17 protein-coding genes are annotated in these 21680 nt (G+C 63.0%); 5 read left to right on the forward strand and 12 right to left on the reverse strand.

The features are described 5' to 3' along the window. The first annotated feature begins 65 nt into the window (after positions 1-65). Entirely contained in the window at positions 66-1037 is a 972-nt protein-coding gene (locus ACYVM5_RS02015; protein ID WP_460616510.1) for a hypothetical protein, read from the forward strand. A gap of 103 nt (positions 1038-1140) precedes the next feature. On the opposite strand, the gene ACYVM5_RS02020 is transcribed toward ACYVM5_RS02015, so the two are convergent. After that, on the reverse strand, positions 1141-2811 hold the full coding sequence (locus tag ACYVM5_RS02020) for a hypothetical protein (RefSeq protein WP_460616511.1): 1671 nt from the start codon (positions 2809-2811) through the stop codon (positions 1141-1143). Between the two features lie 96 nt (positions 2812-2907). Beyond that, a complete protein-coding gene (locus ACYVM5_RS02025) occupies positions 2908-4602 on the reverse strand; it encodes a hypothetical protein (RefSeq protein WP_460616512.1) in 1695 nt (564 codons plus the stop codon). Between the two features lie 291 nt (positions 4603-4893). Between ACYVM5_RS02025 and ACYVM5_RS02030 the strand changes: the two genes are divergently transcribed. Both ACYVM5_RS02030 and ACYVM5_RS02035 read left to right on the forward strand, forming a co-directional pair. Next, on the forward strand, positions 4894-6492 hold the full coding sequence (locus tag ACYVM5_RS02030) for a T9SS type A sorting domain-containing protein (protein WP_460616513.1): 1599 nt from the start codon (positions 4894-4896) through the stop codon (positions 6490-6492). A gap of 76 nt (positions 6493-6568) precedes the next feature. Then, positions 6569-6931, forward strand: coding sequence for a DUF1304 domain-containing protein (locus ACYVM5_RS02035; protein ID WP_460616514.1), 363 nt, complete (start codon positions 6569-6571; stop codon positions 6929-6931). 14 nt (positions 6932-6945) lie between these two features. Here ACYVM5_RS02035 and ACYVM5_RS02040 read toward each other — a convergent pair whose 3' ends face one another. The 3 genes from ACYVM5_RS02040 to ACYVM5_RS02050 form a co-directional block, all read right to left on the reverse strand. Then, positions 6946-7668 carry a TonB family protein gene (locus ACYVM5_RS02040; protein ID WP_460616515.1) on the reverse strand — a complete coding sequence of 241 codons (723 nt, stop codon included), beginning with the start codon at positions 7666-7668 and terminating at the stop codon, positions 6946-6948. Positions 7669-8201: 533 nt separating this feature from the next. Beyond that, positions 8202-8705 carry an ankyrin repeat domain-containing protein gene (locus tag ACYVM5_RS02045; RefSeq protein WP_460616516.1) on the reverse strand — a complete coding sequence of 168 codons (504 nt, stop codon included), beginning with the start codon at positions 8703-8705 and terminating at the stop codon, positions 8202-8204. Positions 8706-8833: 128 nt separating this feature from the next. Beyond that, positions 8834-9583 carry a J domain-containing protein gene (locus tag ACYVM5_RS02050; RefSeq protein WP_460616517.1) on the reverse strand — a complete coding sequence of 250 codons (750 nt, stop codon included), beginning with the start codon at positions 9581-9583 and terminating at the stop codon, positions 8834-8836. A 109-nt stretch (positions 9584-9692) separates the two neighbouring features. Between ACYVM5_RS02050 and ACYVM5_RS02055 the strand changes: the two genes are divergently transcribed. Beyond that, positions 9693-10610, forward strand: coding sequence for an urease accessory protein UreD (locus tag ACYVM5_RS02055; protein WP_460616518.1), 918 nt, complete (start codon positions 9693-9695; stop codon positions 10608-10610). Here the strand turns inward: ACYVM5_RS02055 and ureG are convergent. From ureG to ACYVM5_RS02090, 7 genes are all read right to left on the reverse strand, one after another. Continuing rightward, positions 10607-11359: an urease accessory protein UreG gene (ureG, locus tag ACYVM5_RS02060; RefSeq protein WP_460616519.1), complete on the reverse strand. Its 753-nt coding sequence runs from the start codon at positions 11357-11359 to the stop codon at positions 10607-10609. The genes ACYVM5_RS02055 and ureG overlap by 4 nt on opposite strands. A 75-nt stretch (positions 11360-11434) precedes the next feature. Then, the gene (locus tag ACYVM5_RS02065) at positions 11435-12106 is read right to left on the reverse strand and encodes an urease accessory protein UreF (protein WP_460616520.1); all 672 of its coding nucleotides are present in this window, start codon (positions 12104-12106) and stop codon (positions 11435-11437) included. A 73-nt stretch (positions 12107-12179) separates the two neighbouring features. Then, positions 12180-13895, reverse strand: coding sequence for an urease subunit alpha (ureC, locus tag ACYVM5_RS02070; RefSeq protein ID WP_460616521.1), 1716 nt, complete (start codon positions 13893-13895; stop codon positions 12180-12182). Between the two features lie 47 nt (positions 13896-13942). Then, positions 13943-14683, reverse strand: a complete 741-nt coding sequence (locus ACYVM5_RS02075; RefSeq protein ID WP_460616522.1) for a Holliday junction resolvase-like protein — start codon at positions 14681-14683, stop codon at positions 13943-13945. 18 nt (positions 14684-14701) lie between these two features. Continuing rightward, a complete protein-coding gene (locus ACYVM5_RS02080) occupies positions 14702-15445 on the reverse strand; it encodes an urease subunit gamma/beta (protein WP_460616523.1) in 744 nt (247 codons plus the stop codon). A 138-nt stretch (positions 15446-15583) separates the two neighbouring features. Further along, positions 15584-15994, reverse strand: a complete 411-nt coding sequence (locus tag ACYVM5_RS02085; protein WP_460616524.1) for a four helix bundle protein — start codon at positions 15992-15994, stop codon at positions 15584-15586. An 83-nt stretch (positions 15995-16077) separates the two neighbouring features. Then, on the reverse strand, positions 16078-16644 hold the full coding sequence (locus ACYVM5_RS02090) for an urease accessory protein (RefSeq protein ID WP_460616525.1): 567 nt from the start codon (positions 16642-16644) through the stop codon (positions 16078-16080). A gap of 441 nt (positions 16645-17085) precedes the next feature. Between ACYVM5_RS02090 and gltB the strand changes: the two genes are divergently transcribed. Further along, positions 17086-21627, forward strand: a complete 4542-nt coding sequence (gltB, locus tag ACYVM5_RS02095; protein WP_460616526.1) for a glutamate synthase large subunit — start codon at positions 17086-17088, stop codon at positions 21625-21627. Positions 21628-21680: the final 53 nt, after the last annotated feature.

Here is a 21680-nt window from a genome sequence, read left to right on the forward strand (position 1 = left end):
AACGGCGGAAACCGTCATCGGAATGCCTACCTTGGTCGCTCACTTTTCCCCTTTCATTTTATACCATGCAAAGAGCTACCGCAGTGCTTCGGCACTACTCCCAACCCGATGCCATGATGCGCCAGGACATGCGCACCATGCACGAACACTACACCACCAATCAGGCGGCTTTCCTGGCCTTCAACCCTGAGTTTGACGCGGCTTTTGGTACCGATTGGCTGGCCGCCATCGACGCGGCCGATGCTGCCCCCGACCGCACCGTGCGCACCGGCGAGCTGATGGAGGACACCGCCGAAGTGGAGGACGTGATGGGCCGCGCCCAGGCCGCCGCCCAAACCCTGTTTTACTACGTGGGCCGCGCCTATCCGCACAACGCCGGCCGGCTGGCCACCTACGGCCGCAGCACCTACGAAGCCGCCCGCAAGCAGCACGATAAAATGCGCACGCTGCTGCAAACCGCCTTCACCTCGGCTACCCGCGACAAAGTGACCCTGGCCGCCAAAGGCTACACCGCCGCCCAACTGGCCACGCTGGGCTCCCTCGTTACAGAGCTGGCCGACACGAACACCACCCAGGAGGTGAAAAAAGGCACCAATACCGAAGGCCGCGACCACTACGTGACCACCCAAAACCTGGCCTACGGCTTCGGCCAGGAGGTGAGCGCGGCGGCCAAGGTGCTCTTCGCCGCCGATGCGGCCACCCTTAAGCTGTTTCGGCTGAGCGGCCCCGCCGCCCCGGTGCTGGAGCACCACGAAGTGACGCTGGCCCCCGGCGCACGGGACTACATCACCTTCGACACGCCCCTGCTGCCCACCTCCCGCCTGCACCTGCGCCTGGCCGTGCCCAAGCCCAACCAGGACGCCGTGGTGGGCCGCATGGTGGCCGGCAGCGCCGGCCCCACCCAAACCGTGACCCTGACCACCGACCAAAGCGAAATGGATGTGCTGGCCCCCGACCTCGGCCCCGCCGGCCAGGTCTTCCGCATCCAAAACGGCAGCGACGACACCCTACGCATCGAAATCGGGCTGCTGAAATAAGCCGCCCTTGTTCAACAAAAAAGGCCCGGATGCTATATCCGGGCCTTTTTTTGTGGGGGATTGAGCAGCGTCTCGGCATCGTTCGGCGACTCCGAACCCGCGCCTAGCGCACCAGCAGCGGGGCGGTGGCGGGCTGGCCGTTGCCCAGCGTAGCCCGCAGCTGGTAGAGCCCGGGAGCCAGCCCGGTTAGTGACACCGGGCAGTCGCCGGCCGTGGCGGGCAGCGCCTGCTGGCGCACGGGGCGGCCCACGGCATCGAGCACGGCCAGCTGGCCGCCGCCCACCGGCAGCCGCAGCGTGACGGTGCCGCTGGCCGGGTTGGGATAAGCCGCCAGCACCAGCCCCGCCGCCGCCGGGCGGGCCGCCGTGAGCACATCACCGGGAGAGAGCGTGGCCACAAAGGCATCGGCCCGGCCCGCGGCGGCCGTGGTGGACAGCGCCCCGAACGCGACGGTGCCCACTGCCGAACCCACGACGTGCATCCGGCCGCTGGCATCGGCCGCGATGCCAGCGGCGGTGGCGGTGTTGGTGCCGCTGCCCACGGTTTGGGTGGCCCACACCGGGTTGCCCTGGCCATCGTAGCGCACCACGAAGGCCTGCGGCCCCGCAGTAGCCGAGAGCCGGGTGGTGCCCACCATGGCAGTGCCCGTGCACTGGCCCGTGACGAAGCAGCCGCCGCGCCCGTCAAACGCCACGCCGCCGATGAAGCTGATGCCTGTCGCATACATGCCGGTGCCCGTGAAGAGCGGCCCAATGGACTGCGACCATACCGGCACGCCCTGGGCGCTGAGCTGGTCGACGAATAGCGTGCTGCCCTGGGGGCCGCCGGGGGTGTCCACGTACCCGCTGCTGCTGCCCACCACGGGATTGCCGGCGGCATCTACGGCCACGGCATTGGCCATCGCACCGTAGAGGCCGCCAACCCGCCGCACCCAGGCGGGGGTGCCGGTGGCATCGAGCTTGCAGAGAAAGGCAAAGTAAAACCCGTTGGTAGGGCCCAGGGTCAGCGTCCCGAAGGTGGCCGTGTTGGAAATTGCGCCCGCGACGTAGGCGTTGCCGGCCCCGTCCAGCGCCAGGGCTGTTTCGATGGGGAAACCCAATTGGGCCGTGGCTACCCGCCGGGCCTGCAGCATGGTGCCGGCCGGCGAGAACTTGTAGTAGCACATGCCGGAGCCCGCCAGGGGCGCCCCGCCAAAGGCAGCGGCGGTGTCCGAATAGCCGGCCACGGCCACGTTGCCGCTGGCATCGGTGGCGATGCTGGTGGCCAGGGTGCCGTTGCCGCCCTGGCGCACCCACTGCATGGTGCCTTGGGGGTCGAATTTCGCCAGGTACGAATCGGAGTTAGTCCCCGTCGGGGTGAGGGTGGTGCCGCTGAAGGTGACGGCGGAAGCAAACGTACCCGCCAGGTAAGCATTGCCGGCCGCATCGGTGGCCACATGGATGTTGTAGGCACTGCCGCCGCCATCGAGCTGGGTGGCCCACAGCACCGCTCCGGCCGCGCTGTACTTGGCCAGGAACTGGTGCGCGGAGCCGGCCCCCGGCGTGAGCGTGAACGTGCCCAACGTAAGCGGGCCCACAAATTCGCCGGTGATGTAGCGGCTGCCATCGGCGGCCAGCGCAATGCTGCGGCCCGCGCCGTAGCTGGTGGCGTTGGGCGAGGAAGTGCGCTGCACGGTGTCCCAGGTGGGGGCCGTTTGGGCCTGCGCCCCCTGTGTGCTTAGAACAATGGCCGCGAATAAGCCGACCCATCCCCGAAAAGCAGTAGAATTTTTCATGCTGTTGGATATAGTGGAAAAGAAGTAATGCCCGCAACTGCTGACTGCTATCACAGATGCTGCGTCCGGGCCTTTTTTGTTGAAACGAACCCGCGCCTAGCGCACCAGCAGCGGGGCCGTGGCGGGCTGGCCGTTGCCCAAGGTGGCGCGCAGCTGGTAGAGGCCGGGGGCCAGCCCGGTTAGCGGCACCGGACAGTCGCCGGCCGTGGCGGGCAGCGCCTGCTGGCGCACGGGGCGGCCCAGCGCATCGAGCACGGCCAGCTGGCCGCCGCCCACCGGCAGCCGCAGCGTGACGGTGCCGCTGGCCGGGTTGGGATAAGCCGCCAGCACCAGCCCCGCCGCCACCGGGCGGGCAGCGGTAAGCACGCTGCCGGCCGTGAGCTTGGCCAGCAGCACATCGGACGAGCCCGTGCTGGACGTCGTGACCAGGGCCCCGAACGCGACGGTGCCCCCCGCCGAGCCCGTGAGGTAGGCATTGCCGGCCGCATCGGTTCCGATGCCGTTGGCACTGGAACCATCGGTGCCGGGGGTGGCAGGAGTCCCCACGCCCTGGCTGGCCCACACGGCATTGCCCTGGCCGTCGTAGCGCACCACAAACAGCTCCGGGTTGAGGGCGTAGAGGGTGGTGGGCCCGAAGGTGGCCGTGCCGCGCAGGCGGCCGGCGAGGTAGCAGCCGCCGCGCCCGTCGTAGGCCACGCCGAAGGCCAGGCTGGGGCCGGAATTGGTGCCCGGGCCGTTGGCCGCGCCGCTGGGGTTGATGCGCCGCTCCCACAGCGGTGCGCCCTGGGGCGTGAAGCGGGCCAGGTACAGGGTGCTGCCGAAGGGGGGGCCAATTCCGCCGCCGGGCTCCGCATATTCGCTGCTGGCACACACCACGGCCGAGCCGCTGGCATCCACGGCCACGCCGCCGGCGGCGTCTTCGGCGGCCCCGCCCAGCGACGCGGCCCAGACGGGCGTGCCGGTGGCATCGAGCTTGCACAGGTAAACGTCTTGGGAGCCCAGCAGGCTGGTCACCGTGGCGGCCCCGAACTGCGCGGTGCCGCTGAACGCTCCCACGAGGTAGGCATTGCCGGCCGCATCCAGGGTCAGCTCCCGGGTGTTATCGAGCCAGGGGCCGGTACCGATGAAGCGGCTTTGCAGGATGCCGCCGGCCGGGGAGAACTTGTAGTAGAACACGCCCGTGCCCGCCAGGGCCGGCCCGCCAAACGCGACGGCCGTGAAGGCGTAGCCGACCACGACCACGTTGCCGCTGGCATCGGTGGCCAGGCTGCCGGCGGAGGTGCCGGCCCCGCCCTGACGCACCCACTGCGGCTGACCCTGGGCATCGAACTTGGCCAGGAAGGAATCGTTGGCCGCGCTGGTGAGGGTGGTGCCGCCCACCGTGACGCTGCTAATGAAAGGACCCGCGATAAAGGCATTGCCCGCCCCATCTACTGCCACGCGGCAGTTGAGGGAAGTGGCTACGCTGCCCTCCACCGAGCGCGCCCAGAGCACGGTGCCGGTGGCGCTGTACTTGGCCAGAAAAAAGTGCGCCGCCCCGGAGCCGGCCGTGAGCACGGTGGTGCCCAGCGTGAGGGTGCCGCTATAGCTGCCAGTGGCATAACAGCTGCCATCGGCCGCCACGGCCAGGCCAAGCGCGCCGCCAAAGCTGCCATTGGGCGAAGTGCTGCGCTGGACACTGGCCCAGGTGGGGTCGGTTTGGGCGCGGGCAGCGGGCGCGGCCAGCAGGCCGGCGGCCACCAGCATTCCCAGGCGGGCCCAACGGGCCCGAAAAACAGTAGCATTACGCATAAGTAATTGGGCAGATGGGGGAAATGTGAAAAGGACCCCACCTGCTTCCAAATGTAGGCAACCGGCGGCAATGCATCCGGCAACCGCTGTAGCTACATCAAAAATCAAATATATTATTTATATGATTCTATAAAATTCCTTTCTATGTTTAAGGTAGAATCGTGTCGCCCGGCCCTGGTGGTGCCGCCGGGCCGTTGGCTGTGCTGCTGAAGGAAACCCTAAGAGCAAGGCGGGGCGGTCTACCAATCATTCCCTCTCATTTTTCCACAATTCCCACAACCCCGCTACCCTATGAAACACTTCCTTCTCTCCGTTTTTCTATTTGTGAGCCTGGGGGCCTGGGCTCAGCCCACCGCCTGGACGTATGCCTTGCCCGCCCCCGCCGGCGTGGCCGCCGTAGCCGCCGCTGCCGACGGCACCACCTACGTCACGGGCAGCTTCGTGGGCGGCGCCACGCAGCTGGGCGGCACCACCATCAGCAGCAGCCTGCCCGGCCGCTGCCTCTACATTGCCAAGCTGAGCCCCCAGGGCCAGGTGCTGCGCGTGACCAAGCTGGAAGGGGCCGAAGAAGGCAGCAACACCACCGGCATTGCCGTGGATGACGACGGCAATACCTACGTCAGCGGCCGGCTGCACGGCACCATCACCTACACCGGGGGCCAGACGGTGGGGGCCATTGCCGAGAATTTTGGCTACACCGTGATGCTGGTGAAGTGCGGGGCCAACGGCCGCGTGCGCTGGGTGAAACAGGCCCACGGCAGCCAGGGCGGGGCCTACGGGGCCAGCCACGGCATGGGCGTGGCCGTGGACCGGGCCGGCAACAGCTACATCAGCGGCGATGTGACGGGCGGCTACGTGGTGGCCGACGCCCTCTACCTCGGGTCGCATCGGCGCGACGGCATTTTGGCGAGCTACGACCGCAACGGCCAGGTGCGCTGGGCCCGGGCGCTGACGAGCATTCGGGGGTCGTCGGGCTCCAGCTTTGCGCTGGGCGTGGCCGTGGATGATGCCGGGCATTGCTACCTCAGCGGCCACAGCGGCGGCGGCTGGCGGCTGGATGGCGTGACGGTAACCAACCCCGTAGAATCCGACTACCTGGCGCTGTTCGACTCGGGCACCGGGCAGGTGCAGTGGGGCCGGAACGTGCCCAGCAATACCTGGGGCGGGGCCCTGGCCATTGATAAACGGGGCGATGCCTGCATCGGCGGGGATTTCGTGGGCATGGCCGACTTCGGCAACGGCCTCACCCTCACCAGCACCGCTCCTACTGGCTACGTGGCCCGCTACGATGCGACCGGCGACGTAGACTGGGCCACGGCCGTGAATACCTCGGTAAAAGGGGTGGTGGTCGACCAGCAGTCGCGGAAGGTATTCGTGACGGGCAGCGCCGGGCCGCAGGCTTACCTGACCCGCCTCAATGCCAACGGCCGCGTGCAATGGCAGGAGCTGGTGGGCGGCCCCGGCACCAGCGGCGGCAGCGGCATTGCCATCGATGACGAGAACAATGTGTACACCACCGGCTCCTTCACGGGCAGCTGCCACTTCGGGGCGCTGGCCCGCAGCAACGCGGCCACGCAAGGCTACCTGGCCCGCTACGGCAGCCGCCAGCCCGGCCGTAGCGGAGGCCACGACGACAGCTTTCGCACCCCGGCCCTGAACCTCTTCCCCAACCCCGCCCAAAACCAGCTCACGCTGCGGCTCAACGGCCAGGCCGAGGCCGGCCAGGCCACGCTGTACGACCACCAAGGCACCCCGGTGGCCAGCCGCACCATTCAGCCCGCCGCTGCCGATATTCATTTCGACACCTCGGCCCTGCCCGATGGCCTGTACGTGCTGCGGGTAGCGGCCCAGGGCAAAACCACCACCCAGCAGGTGACGGTGCAGCATTAGCGCAACGCGGGCCTTACCTTGTGCGCCCCGGCCGGCTGATGCAGCGGGCCGGGGCGTCACTTTTTTCCGCGTTGCTATGCACCTGCTCAGCCAACTGCTCATCGGCCTGGTGGCCCTCATTCACGCCTACATTCTGTGGCTGGAAATGTTTGCCTGGACCACCCGGGGCCCCAAAACCTTCCGTTCGCTGCGCCCCGAGCTATTTGCGCCCACCAAAGTGCTGGCCGCCAACCAGGGCCTCTACAACGGCTTCCTGGCCGCCGGCCTCGTTTGGGCGCTGCTGATAACGGACCCGGCCTGGCACCGCAACGTGGGCGCGTTTTTTCTGGGCTGCGTGGCCGTGGCCGGCATCTACGGCGCATTCACAGCCGGGAAACAAATTCTGCTGGTGCAAACCGTGCCCGCGCTGCTGGCCCTCGCGGCCCTGCAAATGGCCTGATTGGGCCGCCCGCGTTAGTCGCGTGAGCGAAACAGGAACGGTACCGACATGGTGCGGGCCACGCGCACGGGCTTGCCGGCGACCAGGCCGGGCGTCCACCAGGGCATGAGGCGAATCACGCGCAGGGCTTCTTCGTCAAAGCCGTGGCCGCAGCCCTTGGCTACTTCCGCGTCCACGATACGGCCCTGCTGGTCTACCACAAAGCTCACGTACACCGTGCCCGAGAGGCCCTGCTTAAGGGCTTCTTCGGGGAAATGGGCCGTTTGGCGCACGAAGGCGTAGTAGGCCGACTCCCCGCCCGGGAAGGACGGCAGCACCTCCGAAAACTTGAGCACCGTGGCGGCGTTGGTGGCCTCTGGCTCGGGGGCCGGGGCCACGGGCACCGGGCCGGCCGGCGGGGCCACAGCTTTGGTGAGCGACTGCATCTTGACGGTCAGCGAATTGCCGGCGGCGACGGCCAGCGTCTGGTCGCGGTAGCCCTGGCACTTGAACAGCAGCACGGACTTGGTGCCGGTGAGGGCCAGCAGGAAGTCGCCGGCGGCGTTGGTGCTGGTGGCTTGGGGAGTGCCCTGCACCGCCACGAACACGCCCGGCAGCGGCACCCCTACTTCGTTGGTAACGCGGCCCGCCACGGCCGGAGCCGCCAAAGCGGTGGCCGGGCCGGAGTTGAATTTCGAAGCCGGCGACGAGCCGGCAGCCAGCAATTGCGTAACGACAAGCAGAGTAGAGAGCAGCATAAGCGGTGGGATTTTGGTGAAGCGAATGATTGTTTGCAAAGCAGGTGCGCGTGAAAATTTCTTGATAAGCTCAGCCGCAATCGTTTTCAGCCCAAAACGGCGAATGAACGGCTCAAACAGACTATAATCCGTTTATATCAATTGGTTTTTTCCGAGCGAAAGGTCAATAAATCACAGAAGACAAACGTTTGCTCATCTTACTTAATTTATAAATAAGACCAAACCGGCGAATAGCTGCCGTTTGCCAGCTGCATCAATTTAAAGGCAAATAAAAGACAAAACATATACAAATCAAACCAATAGCCTCGTCCGTACATTTCAGCAGTTCAAATAATATTCATAATCTCCGGTTAAATCCAGCCATATTTACAAATGCACTATTTCAAGTAGCAATTCCTACCGAGCCGGTTATACGAATTGCCGGGCGATGATTGCGACGCCCCTACGAAAAAACCCCGCCACCACGCCGGTGGGCATGGTTGGCGGGGCCGGAGCGGCTGGTGCCGCGTTGGGTACGGGAAATTCTGTTGGGACTACTGGGCCTCCTGCGCCTCGCCACCCAGCAGGGCCCAGGCTTGTGCGTTGCCCTGCTGGCCGGCCAGGTGCAGGGCGGTGAGGCCCCGTGCGTCGGCGATGGTGCGGTCGGCCCCGGCATCAAGGAGCAGTTGCACCAGCTCGTTGCGGCCAAACATGGTGGCAAACATGAGGGCCGTGCCGCCGTTGGCGTTTTGCAGGTTTAGGCCGGCCCCGTGGGCAATGAGCTGCCGGGCAATGCCGGGGTAGCCTTTGAAGCTGACGCCCATCAGGGCGGTGTTGCCGCTGACGTCCTGCGCGTTGGGGTTGGCGCCGGCATCGAGCAGGAAGGCGGTGGCATCGGGGTGGTTGTCGTAGGCCGCCAGAATGAGGGGCGTAAAGCCTTTGGGGTTGGCCGCATCAACGGCGAGGCCGGCGGCCAGCAGGTCGCGCAGGGCGGGCACATCGCCGCGCCGGGCGGCATCAAACAGCAGGTCTTGGGAAGGGGCAGCGGTAAAATCCATGAACGGCAGGAATCAATAAAGAATGGGATATGAAACGGGCAGCGGGGCCGGGCGGGCACCCCGGCTCTCGCTTACGGATTGCGGCGGCATTTGATATGAGGCACAGGACTGGCAGCGGGGCTTCGGCCTTAGAAACAGAGCAGCACCACAAGCGTCAGAATGGTCAGCAGCCCGCCCACGGCAGCGGTATTCACGTAGGTTTCGGGCGAATGGCCGGGCCAGGCCCCCACAGCTGCTACGCCCGCCAGCAGCAGTGGCAGCAGGAAAAAAACGCCGTAGATGGTGCCGCCGTAGGGCTGAAAAGGGGCCGGGCCGTCGGGCGATGCGGGCGCGCTGATGCGCTGCACAATGCCCAGGATGGGCGTTTGCCACACGGTAATGGCCTGGCCGGTGCGCACGCGGTGGCCGATGGCGCTGGGCAGCCGGAAGGTGGTGTGCGCCGTGTGCACGCGGTAGGCCACCTCAGGGGCCGACAGCGCCGAAGGCACCGACACCGGAAAGCGGCTCTGCACGGTTTCGTGGGCGTATTGGCGCAGCGGCAGGGCCCAGTCGAGGCCCAGCAGCAGGCAGCAGGCCAGCAGCGCCACGTTGAGGCTGCGGGCGATGCGGGCGTAGTGGTGCCAGCGCGCCTCGGCGGCGTAGTGTTGAGGCGGCAGCGCAGCTTCGGCAGGCTGCTGGGCCAGCAGCACATCGTAGGCCAGGCGGCGGCGCGGGTGGCCAATGATGCCGTAGCCGGCCTCTACCTCGGCAAGACGGACCTGCATGGCGGGGTCGGCGGCCAGGCGGCGCAGGCGGGTGCGCTGGGCAAGGTAGGCCTGCTCTATTTGCCCGGCCGTAGCCGTGAGGCTCACGCCCAAGACGCGGTAATAATTCTGCATAACCCAAAGCACGACAAGGCTCTAAAGTACGTGGCCGGCCGCAATTGCGGAAACGCGGCGGGCCGGACGCTATTGCCCGGTGCGCGCCAGGGCCGTACTTCGCGGCATCATGAACGCCCCCCCTGCTGCCTCTGCTCTCTCCCACTGCCCGGTTGCCACGGCCGGCAGCGGGCCTCTGCCGGCGGCCTGGAGTATGCTGGAAGTGGCTCAGGTGCGCGGCAAGTCGCGGCTCATCGCCTGCAAAAACATTCAGCCGCTAAAAATTCTGCAGCCGGCGTCGCCCAGCAGCGCCAGCCACGTGGTGCTGAGCAGCTACGGCGGCGGCCTCGTGGCGGGCGACGTTATCCGGCTGCGCATCACGGGGCGGGCCAACTCGCGGCTTATCATCACCACGCAGGCCAGCACCCGGGTTTTTCGCTCGATTGACGGGGCTGTGGCCGAGCAGCATACTTTGGGCGAGCTGGCCGAAAACGCCCTCGCCGTCGTTTTCCCCGACCCAGTGGTATTGCAGGCCGAAAGCCGCTACCGGCAGGTGCAGGAGTGGCAGCTGCAGCCCACTTCCCTGCTGCTGTTGGTCGATTGGTTTCACTCCGGCCGCATGGACCAGGGCGAGCGGTTTGCCTTCACCTCCCTGCATTCGGAATTGCGCGTGCGGGTGGCCGGCCGGCTGGTGGTGTTGGACCGGTTTGGGTTTGAGCCGGCCGAAAATATTGCCACCTCACCGGCCAATTTTGCGGGGTATCAGACCTTCTTCTCGGTGTTTCTGGTGGGCAGCCCCGATGATGCGCGCTACCAGCATCTGGCCGCGATGCTGGCGCGGCAGAAGATGCCCGGCAGCACGGGGCCACACTTCAATATCAACAACCAGGAATGTATGATTTCAGTGACGCGGGCGCGGGACAATGTGTGGATGCTACGGGCCGCCGCACACAGCCGCATGGCCCTGCAGCCGCTGTGCGAGCAGCTTCTGGCGGCGCTGGCAGATGAGGCACTGCTGGGGTACAATCCGCTGGCGCGAAAGTATTAGCGCCGGTCCTCACGCACGGCGGCCAGCGCCCGTGCTTTCGCCGCTTTGATGTGGGCAATGATGTCGTCCAGCCCGTGTCCGTCGATGGCGCGGGCGAATAGGAACGGGCCTTCGCCACGCATCTTCTTCGAGTCGCGCTCCATCACCCCAAGGTCGGCTTTAATGAGGTCTTTGAGGTCGATTTTATTGATGATGAGCAGGTCCGACTGCGTGATGCCGGGGCCGCCCTTGCGGGGAATTTTGTCGCCGCCCGACACATCGATTACGTAGATGGAATAGTCGACCAGCTCGCGGCTGAAGTGGGCGGCCAGGTTGTCGCCGCCGCTCTCCACGAAGAGGTAGTCGAGGCCGTAATCGAAGCGCTGCATGAGGCCTTCGAGGGCATCCATGTTCAGCGAAATATCCTCCCGAATAGCGGCGTGGGGGCAGCCGCCGGTTTCCACGCCCACGATGCGGTCTTCGCTCAGGGCACTGTTGCGAATGAGAAATTCGGCGTCCTCGCGGGTGAAAATGTCATTCGTCACCACGCCCAATTCGAACTCGTGGCGCAGGCGCTCGCAGAGGGCTTTCAGCAAGGCCGTTTTGCCCGTGCCCACCGGCCCACCAATGCCCACTGTAAAGGCCCGTTTGCGGAAATTGCGGTAGCTGGGCAAGCGGCGGGTTTCGCGCTCGTTGAAGTCGCCGGGGGATTCGTACGCTTCGTGCTGGTGGCCGTGGAGGAGCAGGGCGAGTTTTTCGACAAAAGCCATGAGTAGTAGCGCGGACTTTGTAGTCCGCGAATGAGTGGTATGATATGGACTCGCGGACTACAAAGTCCGCGCTACTTAGTTCTGGAAAAGTTTGGAGTAAATGTCTTCGTGCAACACCTGTGCAGTATCTAACAAAAACGCCGAACGTGTGGCCTCGCCATACTCCTTCCTCGCCTGCACCGCGAGAATATGCTCAAACACTGCATAGAAATCGTGCTGTAACTGGTGCCCCTCCAGCGGCCCCAGAAACCCGAGGCGAATGGCGGCGCTAAGCTGGTCGCGCAGCAGCATGTGCAGGTACATAGCCTGTAATTCCTTTAGCTCGAAGCCCACCCGCTGCAAGGCCAGCGTGAAAACCAGCGTGAAATGCGGCGGAATATTTTGGCTTGTGAACCACTGGGTGATGGTTTCCAACTCGGCTTCCGGGTAGAACGTGGCTAGCAATTTCAGCCAATTGCGGCCCTGCACGGCGCTGGCTTTGTGGAGGCTGGGGACAAGTAGCTGTGCATCATATTCTTCAGCTACGGTTTGGAATTCGGGGCTTTTTTCGGTGAGGTAGAAGGTGGAATTGATGAAGGGTAATTCCGCGCTGCCCGCCTGCTGCAAATAGGAATACAGATAATTGCGCAGCGCAAATGGCGTGTTGACCAGCCCGAAGGTGATGCTGCTTTCCAAGCCGTAGGAGTACGCGAAAGAGCCGGTGGGAATGGCCGAATCGACGAGATGCAGGAGGCGGGCGAATTGCATGGCATGTAGCGCAGACTTTGTAGTCCGCGAGTGGGATTGGTTGACTCGCGGACTACAAAGTCCGCGCTACGTCCTAGAACAGATTATACAACTGCGCCAGCGGCAGCACCTCGGCCGGCTCGCAAGTCAGGTGCACGCCATCCACCATCACCCGGTACGTCTCGGGGTCCACCGAAATGTTGGGCAGGTAGTCATTCAAAGCCATGTCTTTCTTCCCAATATTCCGGCAGTTTTTCACCGCCACCACCTGCTTCGTTAAGCCATAATTGGCCCGTACTCTTTCAACAGAAGCACCCGACACAAATACCATCGACGACTTCCCAATAGCTCCGCCCAGCGCGCCGAACATGGGGCGCGAGAACGAGGGCTGCGGCGTGGGAATGGAGGCGTTGGCGTCGCCCATCTGGGACTGGGCGATGATACCGCCTTTGAGTATCATTTCGGGGCGGGCGCCGAAAAAGGCGGGTTTCCAGAGCACCAAGTCGGCCAGCTTGCCGATTTCGACGGAGCCGACTTCGTGCGAAATGCCGTGGGCGCGGGCCGGGTTGATGGTGTACTTGGCCACGTAGCGGCGCACGCGGAAGTTGTCGGCGGCGCTGGCGGCGTCTTCGGGCAGGGGGCCGCGCTGCTGCTTCATTTTGTGGGCCGTTTGCCAGGTGCGGGTGATGACCTCGCCCACCCGGCCCATGGCCTGCGAATCGGAGCTGATGATGCTGAGCGCGCCCAGGTCGTGCAGGATGTCTTCGGCGGCAATGGTTTCGCCCCGGATGCGGCTTTCGGCGAAGGCCACGTCTTCGGGAATGTTGCGGTCGAGGTGGTGGCAGACCATGAGCATGTCGAGGTGCTCGTCGATGGTGTTCACCGTGAAGGGCCGCGTGGGGTTAGTGCTCGACGGGATGACGTTCGGCTCGCCGCAGATTTTGATGATGTCGGGCGCGTGGCCGCCACCGGCGCCTTCGGTGTGGTAGGAATGGATGGTGCGGCCCTTAAACGCGGCCGTGCTGGTTTCCACGAAGCCGCTCTCGTTCAGCGTATCGGTGTGGATGCAGACCTGCACGTCGTATTCCTCGGCAATGCTCAGGCACATGTCGATGGCTGCCGGGGTGGTGCCCCAGTCCTCGTGCAGCTTGAAGCCCAGCGCCCCGGCCTCGGCCTGCTCGCGCAGCCCCTCGGGCTTGGAGGCGTTGCCTTTGCCCAGAAACCCGAAGTTGAGCGGGTAGGCCTCGGTGGCCTTCAGCATGGTTTCGAGGTAAAAGGCGCCGGGCGTGCAGGTGGTGGCGTTGGTGCCCGCCGCCGGCCCGGTGCCGCCCCCAATCATGGTCGTCACGCCGGAGGCCAGCGCCTCGGGAATCTGCTGGGGGCTGATGAAATGGATGTGGCAGTCGATGCCGCCGGCGGTGAGCAGCTGGCCTTCGCCGGCAATGACTTCGGTGGTGACGCCCACCACCATGCCGGGCGTGACGCCGGGCATGAGGTGCGGGTTGCCGGCCTTGCCGATGCCTACGATGCGGCCGCCCTTGATGCCGATGTCGGCCTTGAAAATGCCGGTGTAGTCGACCACCAGCGCATTGGTAATCACGAGGTCCAGCGCGTCGGCCGGGCCGATGCCGGCGGCTTGGCCCATGCCGTCGCGCAGCACCTTGCCGCCGCCGAACTTGCATTCCTCGCCGTACACGCAGTAGTCGCGCTCGACTTCAATCAGCAGGCCGGTATCGCCGAGGCGCACCCGGTCGCCGGTGGTGGGGCCGTACATGTCGGCATACGCGCGACGGGAGATGGGGAGGGACATAGTAATTATCTAGTTTTCTAATTTCCAACTTAGCAACTTAGAATAAATCACACATTTAGTTCGCGCCAAGTAACTCTGCCGTTTTCAACTGCATCCCTAATTAGCTTTTGGCGCTTACTTAAAGTTGATTTACCTGTCTTTATTTCTAGTATATGAATATTGACAACATCTTCGTTTTCAATTCCCTCAAACACAATCATATCAATTGGACTTCCAATAAATCTAGCTTCCTTAGGATTAAATGGAAAGTTTTGATGAAAAGGAATCAAATGTTCAGTGACTTTCCCTAGAATCACGGATTGGCTTCGATTGATTGCATCCTGCCGATAAAACATCTCATACTTCATTTTCCATGACTCTAAATCAGCAAGAGCAGTCTTAGAAGCTATTTCACCTAAAACAACTCGCAGACCTTCAATTTCCATCTTTTTAAATTCATCAAATTGCTGGCTTGCTAGCAATGGTATAGTGCTGTAAGATTCATTGAGTTTAACTTGTGCAAGTTCCACTTCTTTCTTGAGCAAATCCTCCTTTAATCGGAAGGAGTTTAGCAGAACTTCCTCTATTGCCTTTACTTCTTTACCAAAAGATTCCTCTTTCAATTGCATCGAAAGCAGTAATGATTTTATTTCACCATTAAAGTATTCTTCTTTGGCCTGCATAGATTTTAGCAATGCATCTTCCCTAAGCTTTGTATTGGCTAATTCTTTACCTCTGAAATAATAAAGCAGAAAAAGCACAGTAATTGCTAATGCAATTACAAATTGCAACAAGACACCTGTTTCCATAATGATAAGTAGATAGTTCTACTGTTTCTCAAAGCTACTCAGCGCCTGCTGCTTCTTGCCAGCCTCATCCAGCTTCCCATCAATGAGCCCATTGCCGCCGTACACGATGCGCTCGCCGGCCAGGGCCACCAGGCGCACGCGCTTGCGCTCGCCGGGCTCGAAGCGCACCGCCGTGCCGGCCGGGATGTTGAGGCGGAAACCGTAGGCGGCGGCGCGGTCGAAGTGCAGCGCCGCGTTGGTTTCGAAGAAGGGATAGTGCGAGCCGACCTGCACGGGCCGGTCGCCCATGTTCACGACGTCCACGTCTACCGTGGCGCGGCTTTCGTTGAGGATGATTTCGGCCGGGTGCAGCTGGTATTCGCCGGGCTGGGGGTGGCTGGCGTTGGCGGGCGCGGCGGCGGGGGCCGGGGCTTTGCTGAGGCCGGAGCCGTAGAGGGCCAGGGCGGCATCGCCGGTTTCGCGGCAGATGGGGTGGTGCACGGTCACGAGCTTGGTGCCGTCGGGAAAGGTGCCTTCGATTTGGACTTCGTGGAGCATGTCGGCCACGCCGGGCAGCACGTCGGCCAGGCCCAGCAGCTGCTTGCCCTTGTCCATGAGCACGGCCACCCGCTCACCGTCGCGGATGAACTCGAGCAGCTGCGTGGCGATGAGGGCCAGGGCCTCGGGGTAGTTCAGGAGCAGGCCGCGGGCGTAGCGTTTCTGGGCCACGAAACCGGCTTGGTGGAGAACGAGCTTGTCGAGGTCTTTGGGGGAGAGGTGCATCTGTTGGATTGTTGAATGGGTGGATTGTTGAATGGTTGAATTGGGTGGTTTTGCGAGGTTATGAATTGAATAGCCTGGCTTTAGTGACAATTCAACTGTCCAACCATTCAACAATCCCCACATTCACCCATCCATCAGTCACTTCTTCAATTTTTCATTGGTGTAGCTTATCAGCCAGTTAATCAATTTTGGGAGGCGCTGAAATTCAGTAAAGAGCTGCTGATACTCTTCAGGTATGAGTAACCCGCGAACTTTTGCCTTTTCGTTCCAGTCGAGGCATTCAAACAGAGAGCCGTAGGCAATTCGATAGAACCTGATTTTATCTTTTTTGCTGTAGCGTCCGAAGCCTTCTGCAATGTTCGCCGAAATGCTATCAACGGCCCGAACGAACTGCTCGCCTAAGGTCCGCTGCGCCATCGGTGGCCACTTCCCCACCATCAGCCAGATTTGGTTGCTGAGCGCAAAGCTGACGCGGTAGCATTCGATGTCGCCGAGCCGCAGGTATTTCTTCGGTGGCTCTGCAGCTGAATCCAAAACGGTTTCTTCCATAGCTCAAGATTCAACATTTTAACCACTTGCCAACCCACCCAATTCAACCATCCACCAATCTACCCATTCGACAATCCAACCATTCACCCATTCAGCACTCCAACTATCATCCAGCCACCGTAGCCAATGCACAGCAGCGAGGACAAAGTAACTGTGCTCAGTTTCAGCACCCGACTGATTTTCATGCGCTTGGTGAAGGGCACGCTGCACAAACCGGCCACGATGAACATGCCCAGAATGGAGCCGATACCGAACACCGCGAAGTAGAGCACACTCAGCCACGGGTCGCGGATTTCGCTCATCACCAGCAACACCAGCGCGCCGCTGCCGGCCAGACCGTGGAGCAGGCCCACGGCGTAGGCGGCGTGGGAAGGCGAGGCGCCGGGCCGCACCTTGGCGGGCGGGCGGCGCTGCTCCAGCAGTCGGCTGATGCCCATGATGATGAGCATAAGGCCCACTGCGGCCTCGAAGTAGCCGGAGGTGAGGAAGGTGACGCGGCCCAGCAGGATGATAGCGCCGACGATAACCAACGTGGTGGTGTGGCCCAGGCCCCAGTAGATGCCGTCGCGCAGGGCTTCGGCCAGGGTGTCGCGGCGCGAAATGAGGTTGCCCACGGCCAGCAGGTGGTCAGGTTCGAATGCGTGACCCATTCCGGCTACAGAAGCGAATAAAATGGGCAGTAGACCTTGCATTTAGTGGGGAGTTCGAGGAGAAATAGTCGTTGAAAACGTTTGGAGCACCAAAATTCCAGGGCAGGTCGGATTTTTTCGAAAAAGTAACCCAAACTTCTTGGATTAGCTGCTGAATCTGGAAAAAGCGCCCGTAACTTGGAATCCTGTGCTGCCTGGTGAAGCGCTTTCAACAGCTATGGGTCGTGTTGGTAGCCGATTTTGATATTGTACAAACCATATACACAATCCACTAACCATCAATAATTTATTTCCCGATACCACGAAGTGGAAATAGTAAAGCTGCTGCTATAACCATTTTGCCAGCCAGCGGCGGGACGTTTCTTGTAAACGACTGCCTGCTGCTGGCTGATTTTACGCCGGCCCTTGCTAATGCTCCCGCTCAACGGCGGCCCCTCCCCTATGACTTTCAACGCCCCTACGCCATCCCCCGACGCTCCGCAGGGCCTGTACCGCCCCGAATTTGAGCACGATGCCTGCGGGACCGGTTTCATCACCTACCTCAACGGCCGCAAAACGCACCAGACTATCGGCGACGCGCTGACTATGCTGGAAAACATGGAACACCGTGGCGCCTGCGGCTGCGATTCCGACTCCGGCGACGGAGCCGGGCTGCTCATTCAGATTCCGCACTGGTTTCTGCTGGAAGAGTGCGTGACGCTGAATATCCGCCTGCCCGAGCCCGGCAGCTACGGCGTGGGTTTCGCCTATTTGCCCAAGGATACTCAACTACGCGAAGCGTGCCGCGAGGTGATAAATGGCGCGGCGGCGCGGCTGGGGTTTCCGCTGCTGGGCTACCGGCCCGTGCCGGTGAACCCGACCGGCATCGGCCCCACGGCGCTGGCCGCCGAGCCGGTGATGGAGCAGGTATTCTTTGGCCGCCCGGCCGGCATTACGAATTCCGATGATTTTGAGCGCAAGCTCTACGTGCTGCGTCGCCTGATTTTCAAGACGGTGCGCGAGACGGTGACGGCCGCGATGGACGTGTTCTACTTCGCCTCGCTCTCGTGCAAAACCATCGTGTACAAGGGCCAGCTGACCACCTACCAGGTGCGCGGTTACTTCCCCGACCTCAGCGACGAGCGGGTGATGTCGGCGTTCGGGCTGGTGCACTCGCGGTTTTCGACCAACACGTTTCCGAGCTGGAAGCTGGCCCAGCCGTTTCGGTTTTTGGCGCATAATGGGGAGATTAATACGCTGCGGGGCAACCTGAACTGGTTTTATGCGGGGTTGCGCAGCTACGTGTCGCCGTACTTTTCGGCCGAGGAAATGGACATGCTGCTGCCGGTGGTCGATGCCGGTCAGTCGGACTCGGCCTGCTTGGATAACGTGGTGGAAATCCTGCTGCACTCGGGCCGCCCGCTGCCGCACGTGATGATGATGCTCGTGCCCGAAGCCTGGGACGGCAACACCCAGATGGACCCGCTCAAAAAGGACTTCTACGAGTTCCACGCCACGTTTATGGAGCCCTGGGACGGCCCCGCGGCCCTGCTGTTCACCGACGGCAAGCTCATCGGCGCCATGCTGGACCGCAACGGCCTGCGCCCCCTGCGCTACCTCGAAACCACCGACGGCCGCGTGCTGGTGGCCTCCGAGGCCGGCGTGCTGGGCATCGACCCTGCCACGGTGGTGCAGAAAGGCCGCCTCCAGCCCGGCAAAATGCTGCTGGTGGACACCGTGGCCGGCCGCATCATCACCGACGAGGAGCTGAAGGCCCAGGCCGCCGGCCGCCAGCCCTACGGCGCGTGGCTGAACGAGTACCAGATTCGGCTGGAAGAATTGCCCGAGCCGCGCCAGGTGTTCACGGAACTGGCCGCCGATTCGGTGTTCAAGTACCATCAGGTGTTCGGCTACACCCGCGAGGATATCGATGTGCTCATCACGCCAATGGCCCTAGACGCGAAGGAACCCATCGGCTCGATGGGCGTGGACGTGCCGCTGGCGGTGCTTTCCGACCAGCCGCAGCACCTGAGCAGCTACTTCAAGCAGTTTTTCGCGCAGGTCACCAACCCGCCCATCGACCCCATTCGGGAGCGGCTGGTGATGAGTTTGGCCACGTTTCTAGGCAATAATGGCAACATTCTGGACGAGGACAAGCACCACTGTCACTGCGTGGCGCTGCGGCAGCCCATTCTCTCGAACCTGGAACTGGAAAAGCTGCGCAGCATAGATACGGGCCTGTTCAATGCCAAGACCTTGCTGACTTACTTCAAGGCCGACGAGCAGCCCGGGGCGCTGGAACGCGGCCTCGCCCGCCTCTGCCGCTACGCCGAGGATGCGGTGAACGACGGCTACGAAGTCCTGATTTTGTCGGACCGCGGCGTGGATTCGCTGCACGCGCCCATCCCGTCGCTGCTGGCCGTTTCGGCGGTGCATCACCACCTTATCAAGCTCGGCTGTCGGGGCACGGTGGGCCTGGTAGTGGAGGCCGGCGACGTGTGGGAAGTGCACCATTTCGCCTGTTTGCTGTCGTTTGGGGCCACGGCCATCAACCCGTATTTAGCGCTGGCCACCATCCGGACCATGCACGAGGCGGACCAGTTCAACACCAATCTGGACCATGAGCAGTTGAATTACAACTACATCAAAGCCGTGTGCGACGGACTGCTGAAGATTTTCTCGAAGATGGGAATTTCGACCCTGCAGAGCTACCACGGCGCGCAGGTGTTCGAAATTCTGGGGCTGAACCAGGCCGTGGTGGATGCCTATTTCTGCGGCGCGGTCACGCGCATCGGCGGGCTGGGGCTGGATGAAATAGCCCGCGAAACGCTCTACAAGCACTTCCAGGGCTTCAAATCGACCACTCCCGAGGAGCAGACGCTGCTGCCCGACGGCGGCCTCTACCACTGGCGGCGGCGCGGCGAAGCGCATATGTTCAACCCCGAAACCGTGCACCTGCTGCAACTGGCGACGCGGACGAATAACTACGCCACCTATCAGCGCTACGCGAAGCTGATTAATGAGCAGCCGGAGCGCATGTTCACCCTGCGCGGCCTGCTGGATTTCGCCCACCACCGCGACCCGATTTCGCTGGACGAAGTGGAGCCGGCCGAGGGCATCATGCGGCGGTTTGCGACGGGTGCTATGTCGTTTGGCTCGATTTCGCACGAGGCGCACAGCACCCTGGCCATTGCCATGAACCGCATCGGGGGCAAAAGCAACACCGGCGAGGGTGGCGAAGACCCCATGCGCTACGAAGTCATGGAAAACGGTGATTCCATGCGCTCGGCCATCAAGCAGGTGGCGTCAGCGCGTTTCGGCGTCACGGCCCACTACCTCACCAACGCCGACGAGCTGCAAATCAAGATGGCCCAGGGCGCCAAGCCCGGCGAGGGCGGCCAGCTCCCCGGCCACAAGGTGGACGAGTGGATTGCCAAAGTGCGCCACGCCACGCCCGGCGTCGGCCTGATTTCGCCCCCGCCCCACCACGACATCTACTCCATCGAAGACCTGGCCCAGCTGATTTTCGACCTGAAGAATGCCAACCGCGCCGCCCGCATCAACGTGAAGCTGGTGAGCAAGGCGGGCGTGGGCACCATCGCGGCCGGCGTGGCCAAGGCCCACGCCGACGTGATTCTGATTGCCGGCTACGACGGCGGCACGGGTGCCTCGCCCATCAGCTCCATCAAGCACGCCGGCCTGCCCTGGGAGCTGGGCCTGGCCGAAGCGCACCAAACCCTGGTGCAAAACCAACTCCGCAGCCGCGTGGTACTACAAGCCGACGGCCAGCTGAAAACCGGCCGCGACCTGGCCGTAGCCGCCCTGCTCGGAGCCGAGGAGTGGGGCGTGGCCACCGCCGCGCTGGTGGCCGGCGGCTGCGTGATGATGCGCAAATGCCACCTCAACACCTGTCCCGTGGGTGTGGCCACCCAGGACCCGGAATTGCGCAAGCTCTTCACCGGCCAGCCCGAGCACATCGTAAACCTGTTCCGCTTCTTGGCCGAGGAGCTGCGCGAAATCATGGCCGAGCTGGGTTTCCGCACCATCAATGAGATGGTGGGCCGGCCCGAATTCCTGAAAGTGCGCGAGGGCATCACCCACTGGAAAGCCCGGCATTTGGACCTATCCGGCATGCTGCATCCGGCCGCCAATATCTCCGGCGGTACGCTCTACAACAGCGAGCAGCAGGACCACGGCATCCGCGGCATCCTGGACTGGCAGCTGCTCGACCACGCCCAACCTGCCCTGAATGAGCAGACGCCGGTTTTCGCCGAGTTCGAAGTGCAGAACATCGACCGCACCATCGGCACCCTGCTTTCCAATGAAATTGCCAAACGCTACCACGCCGCCGGCCTGCCCGACAACACCATCAACTACCGCTTCCGCGGCTCGGCGGGCCAGAGCTTCGGCGCGTTCAGCGTGCGCGGCTTGAACTTTGCTCTCGAAGGCGAGGCCAACGACTACGTGGGCAAGGGCCTGAGCGGCGCGCAACTGGCCATCTTCCCCTCCCCCGCCGCCCATTTCGTGCCCGAGCAAAACATCATCATCGGCAACGTGGCGCTGTACGGCGCCACCTCCGGCGCGCTGTTCGTGCGCGGCCAGGCCGGCGAGCGGTTCGCCGTGCGCAACTCCGGCGCCACCGCCGTGGTGGAAGGCGTAGGCGACCACGGCTGCGAGTACATGACCGGCGGCCGCGCCCTCATTCTGGGCCAGACGGGCCGCAACTTCGCCGCCGGCATGAGCGGCGGCATCGCCTGGGTGTACGACCCTGACGGTCTGTTCCCGCAGAACTGCAACCCCGAAATGGTAGAGCTAGACCCACTCGACGCCGACGACGAAGACCAGATTCAGGAGCTGCTACGGAAACACGTGGAGCTGACGGGCAGCCAGGTGGCGGCATTTCTGCTGGGCAACTGGCAGGAGGAAGCCGGGAAGTTCGTGAAGGTGTTCCCGAGCGAGTATAAGAAGGTGCTGCAAAAAGCGCGCTTTGCGGAGGTGGGGTGAGAATATTAGTCAGAACGATGTAGAGACGCGACACTTCGCGTCTCCTCGCTGAA

This window comes from Hymenobacter ruber (assembly GCF_054783255.1).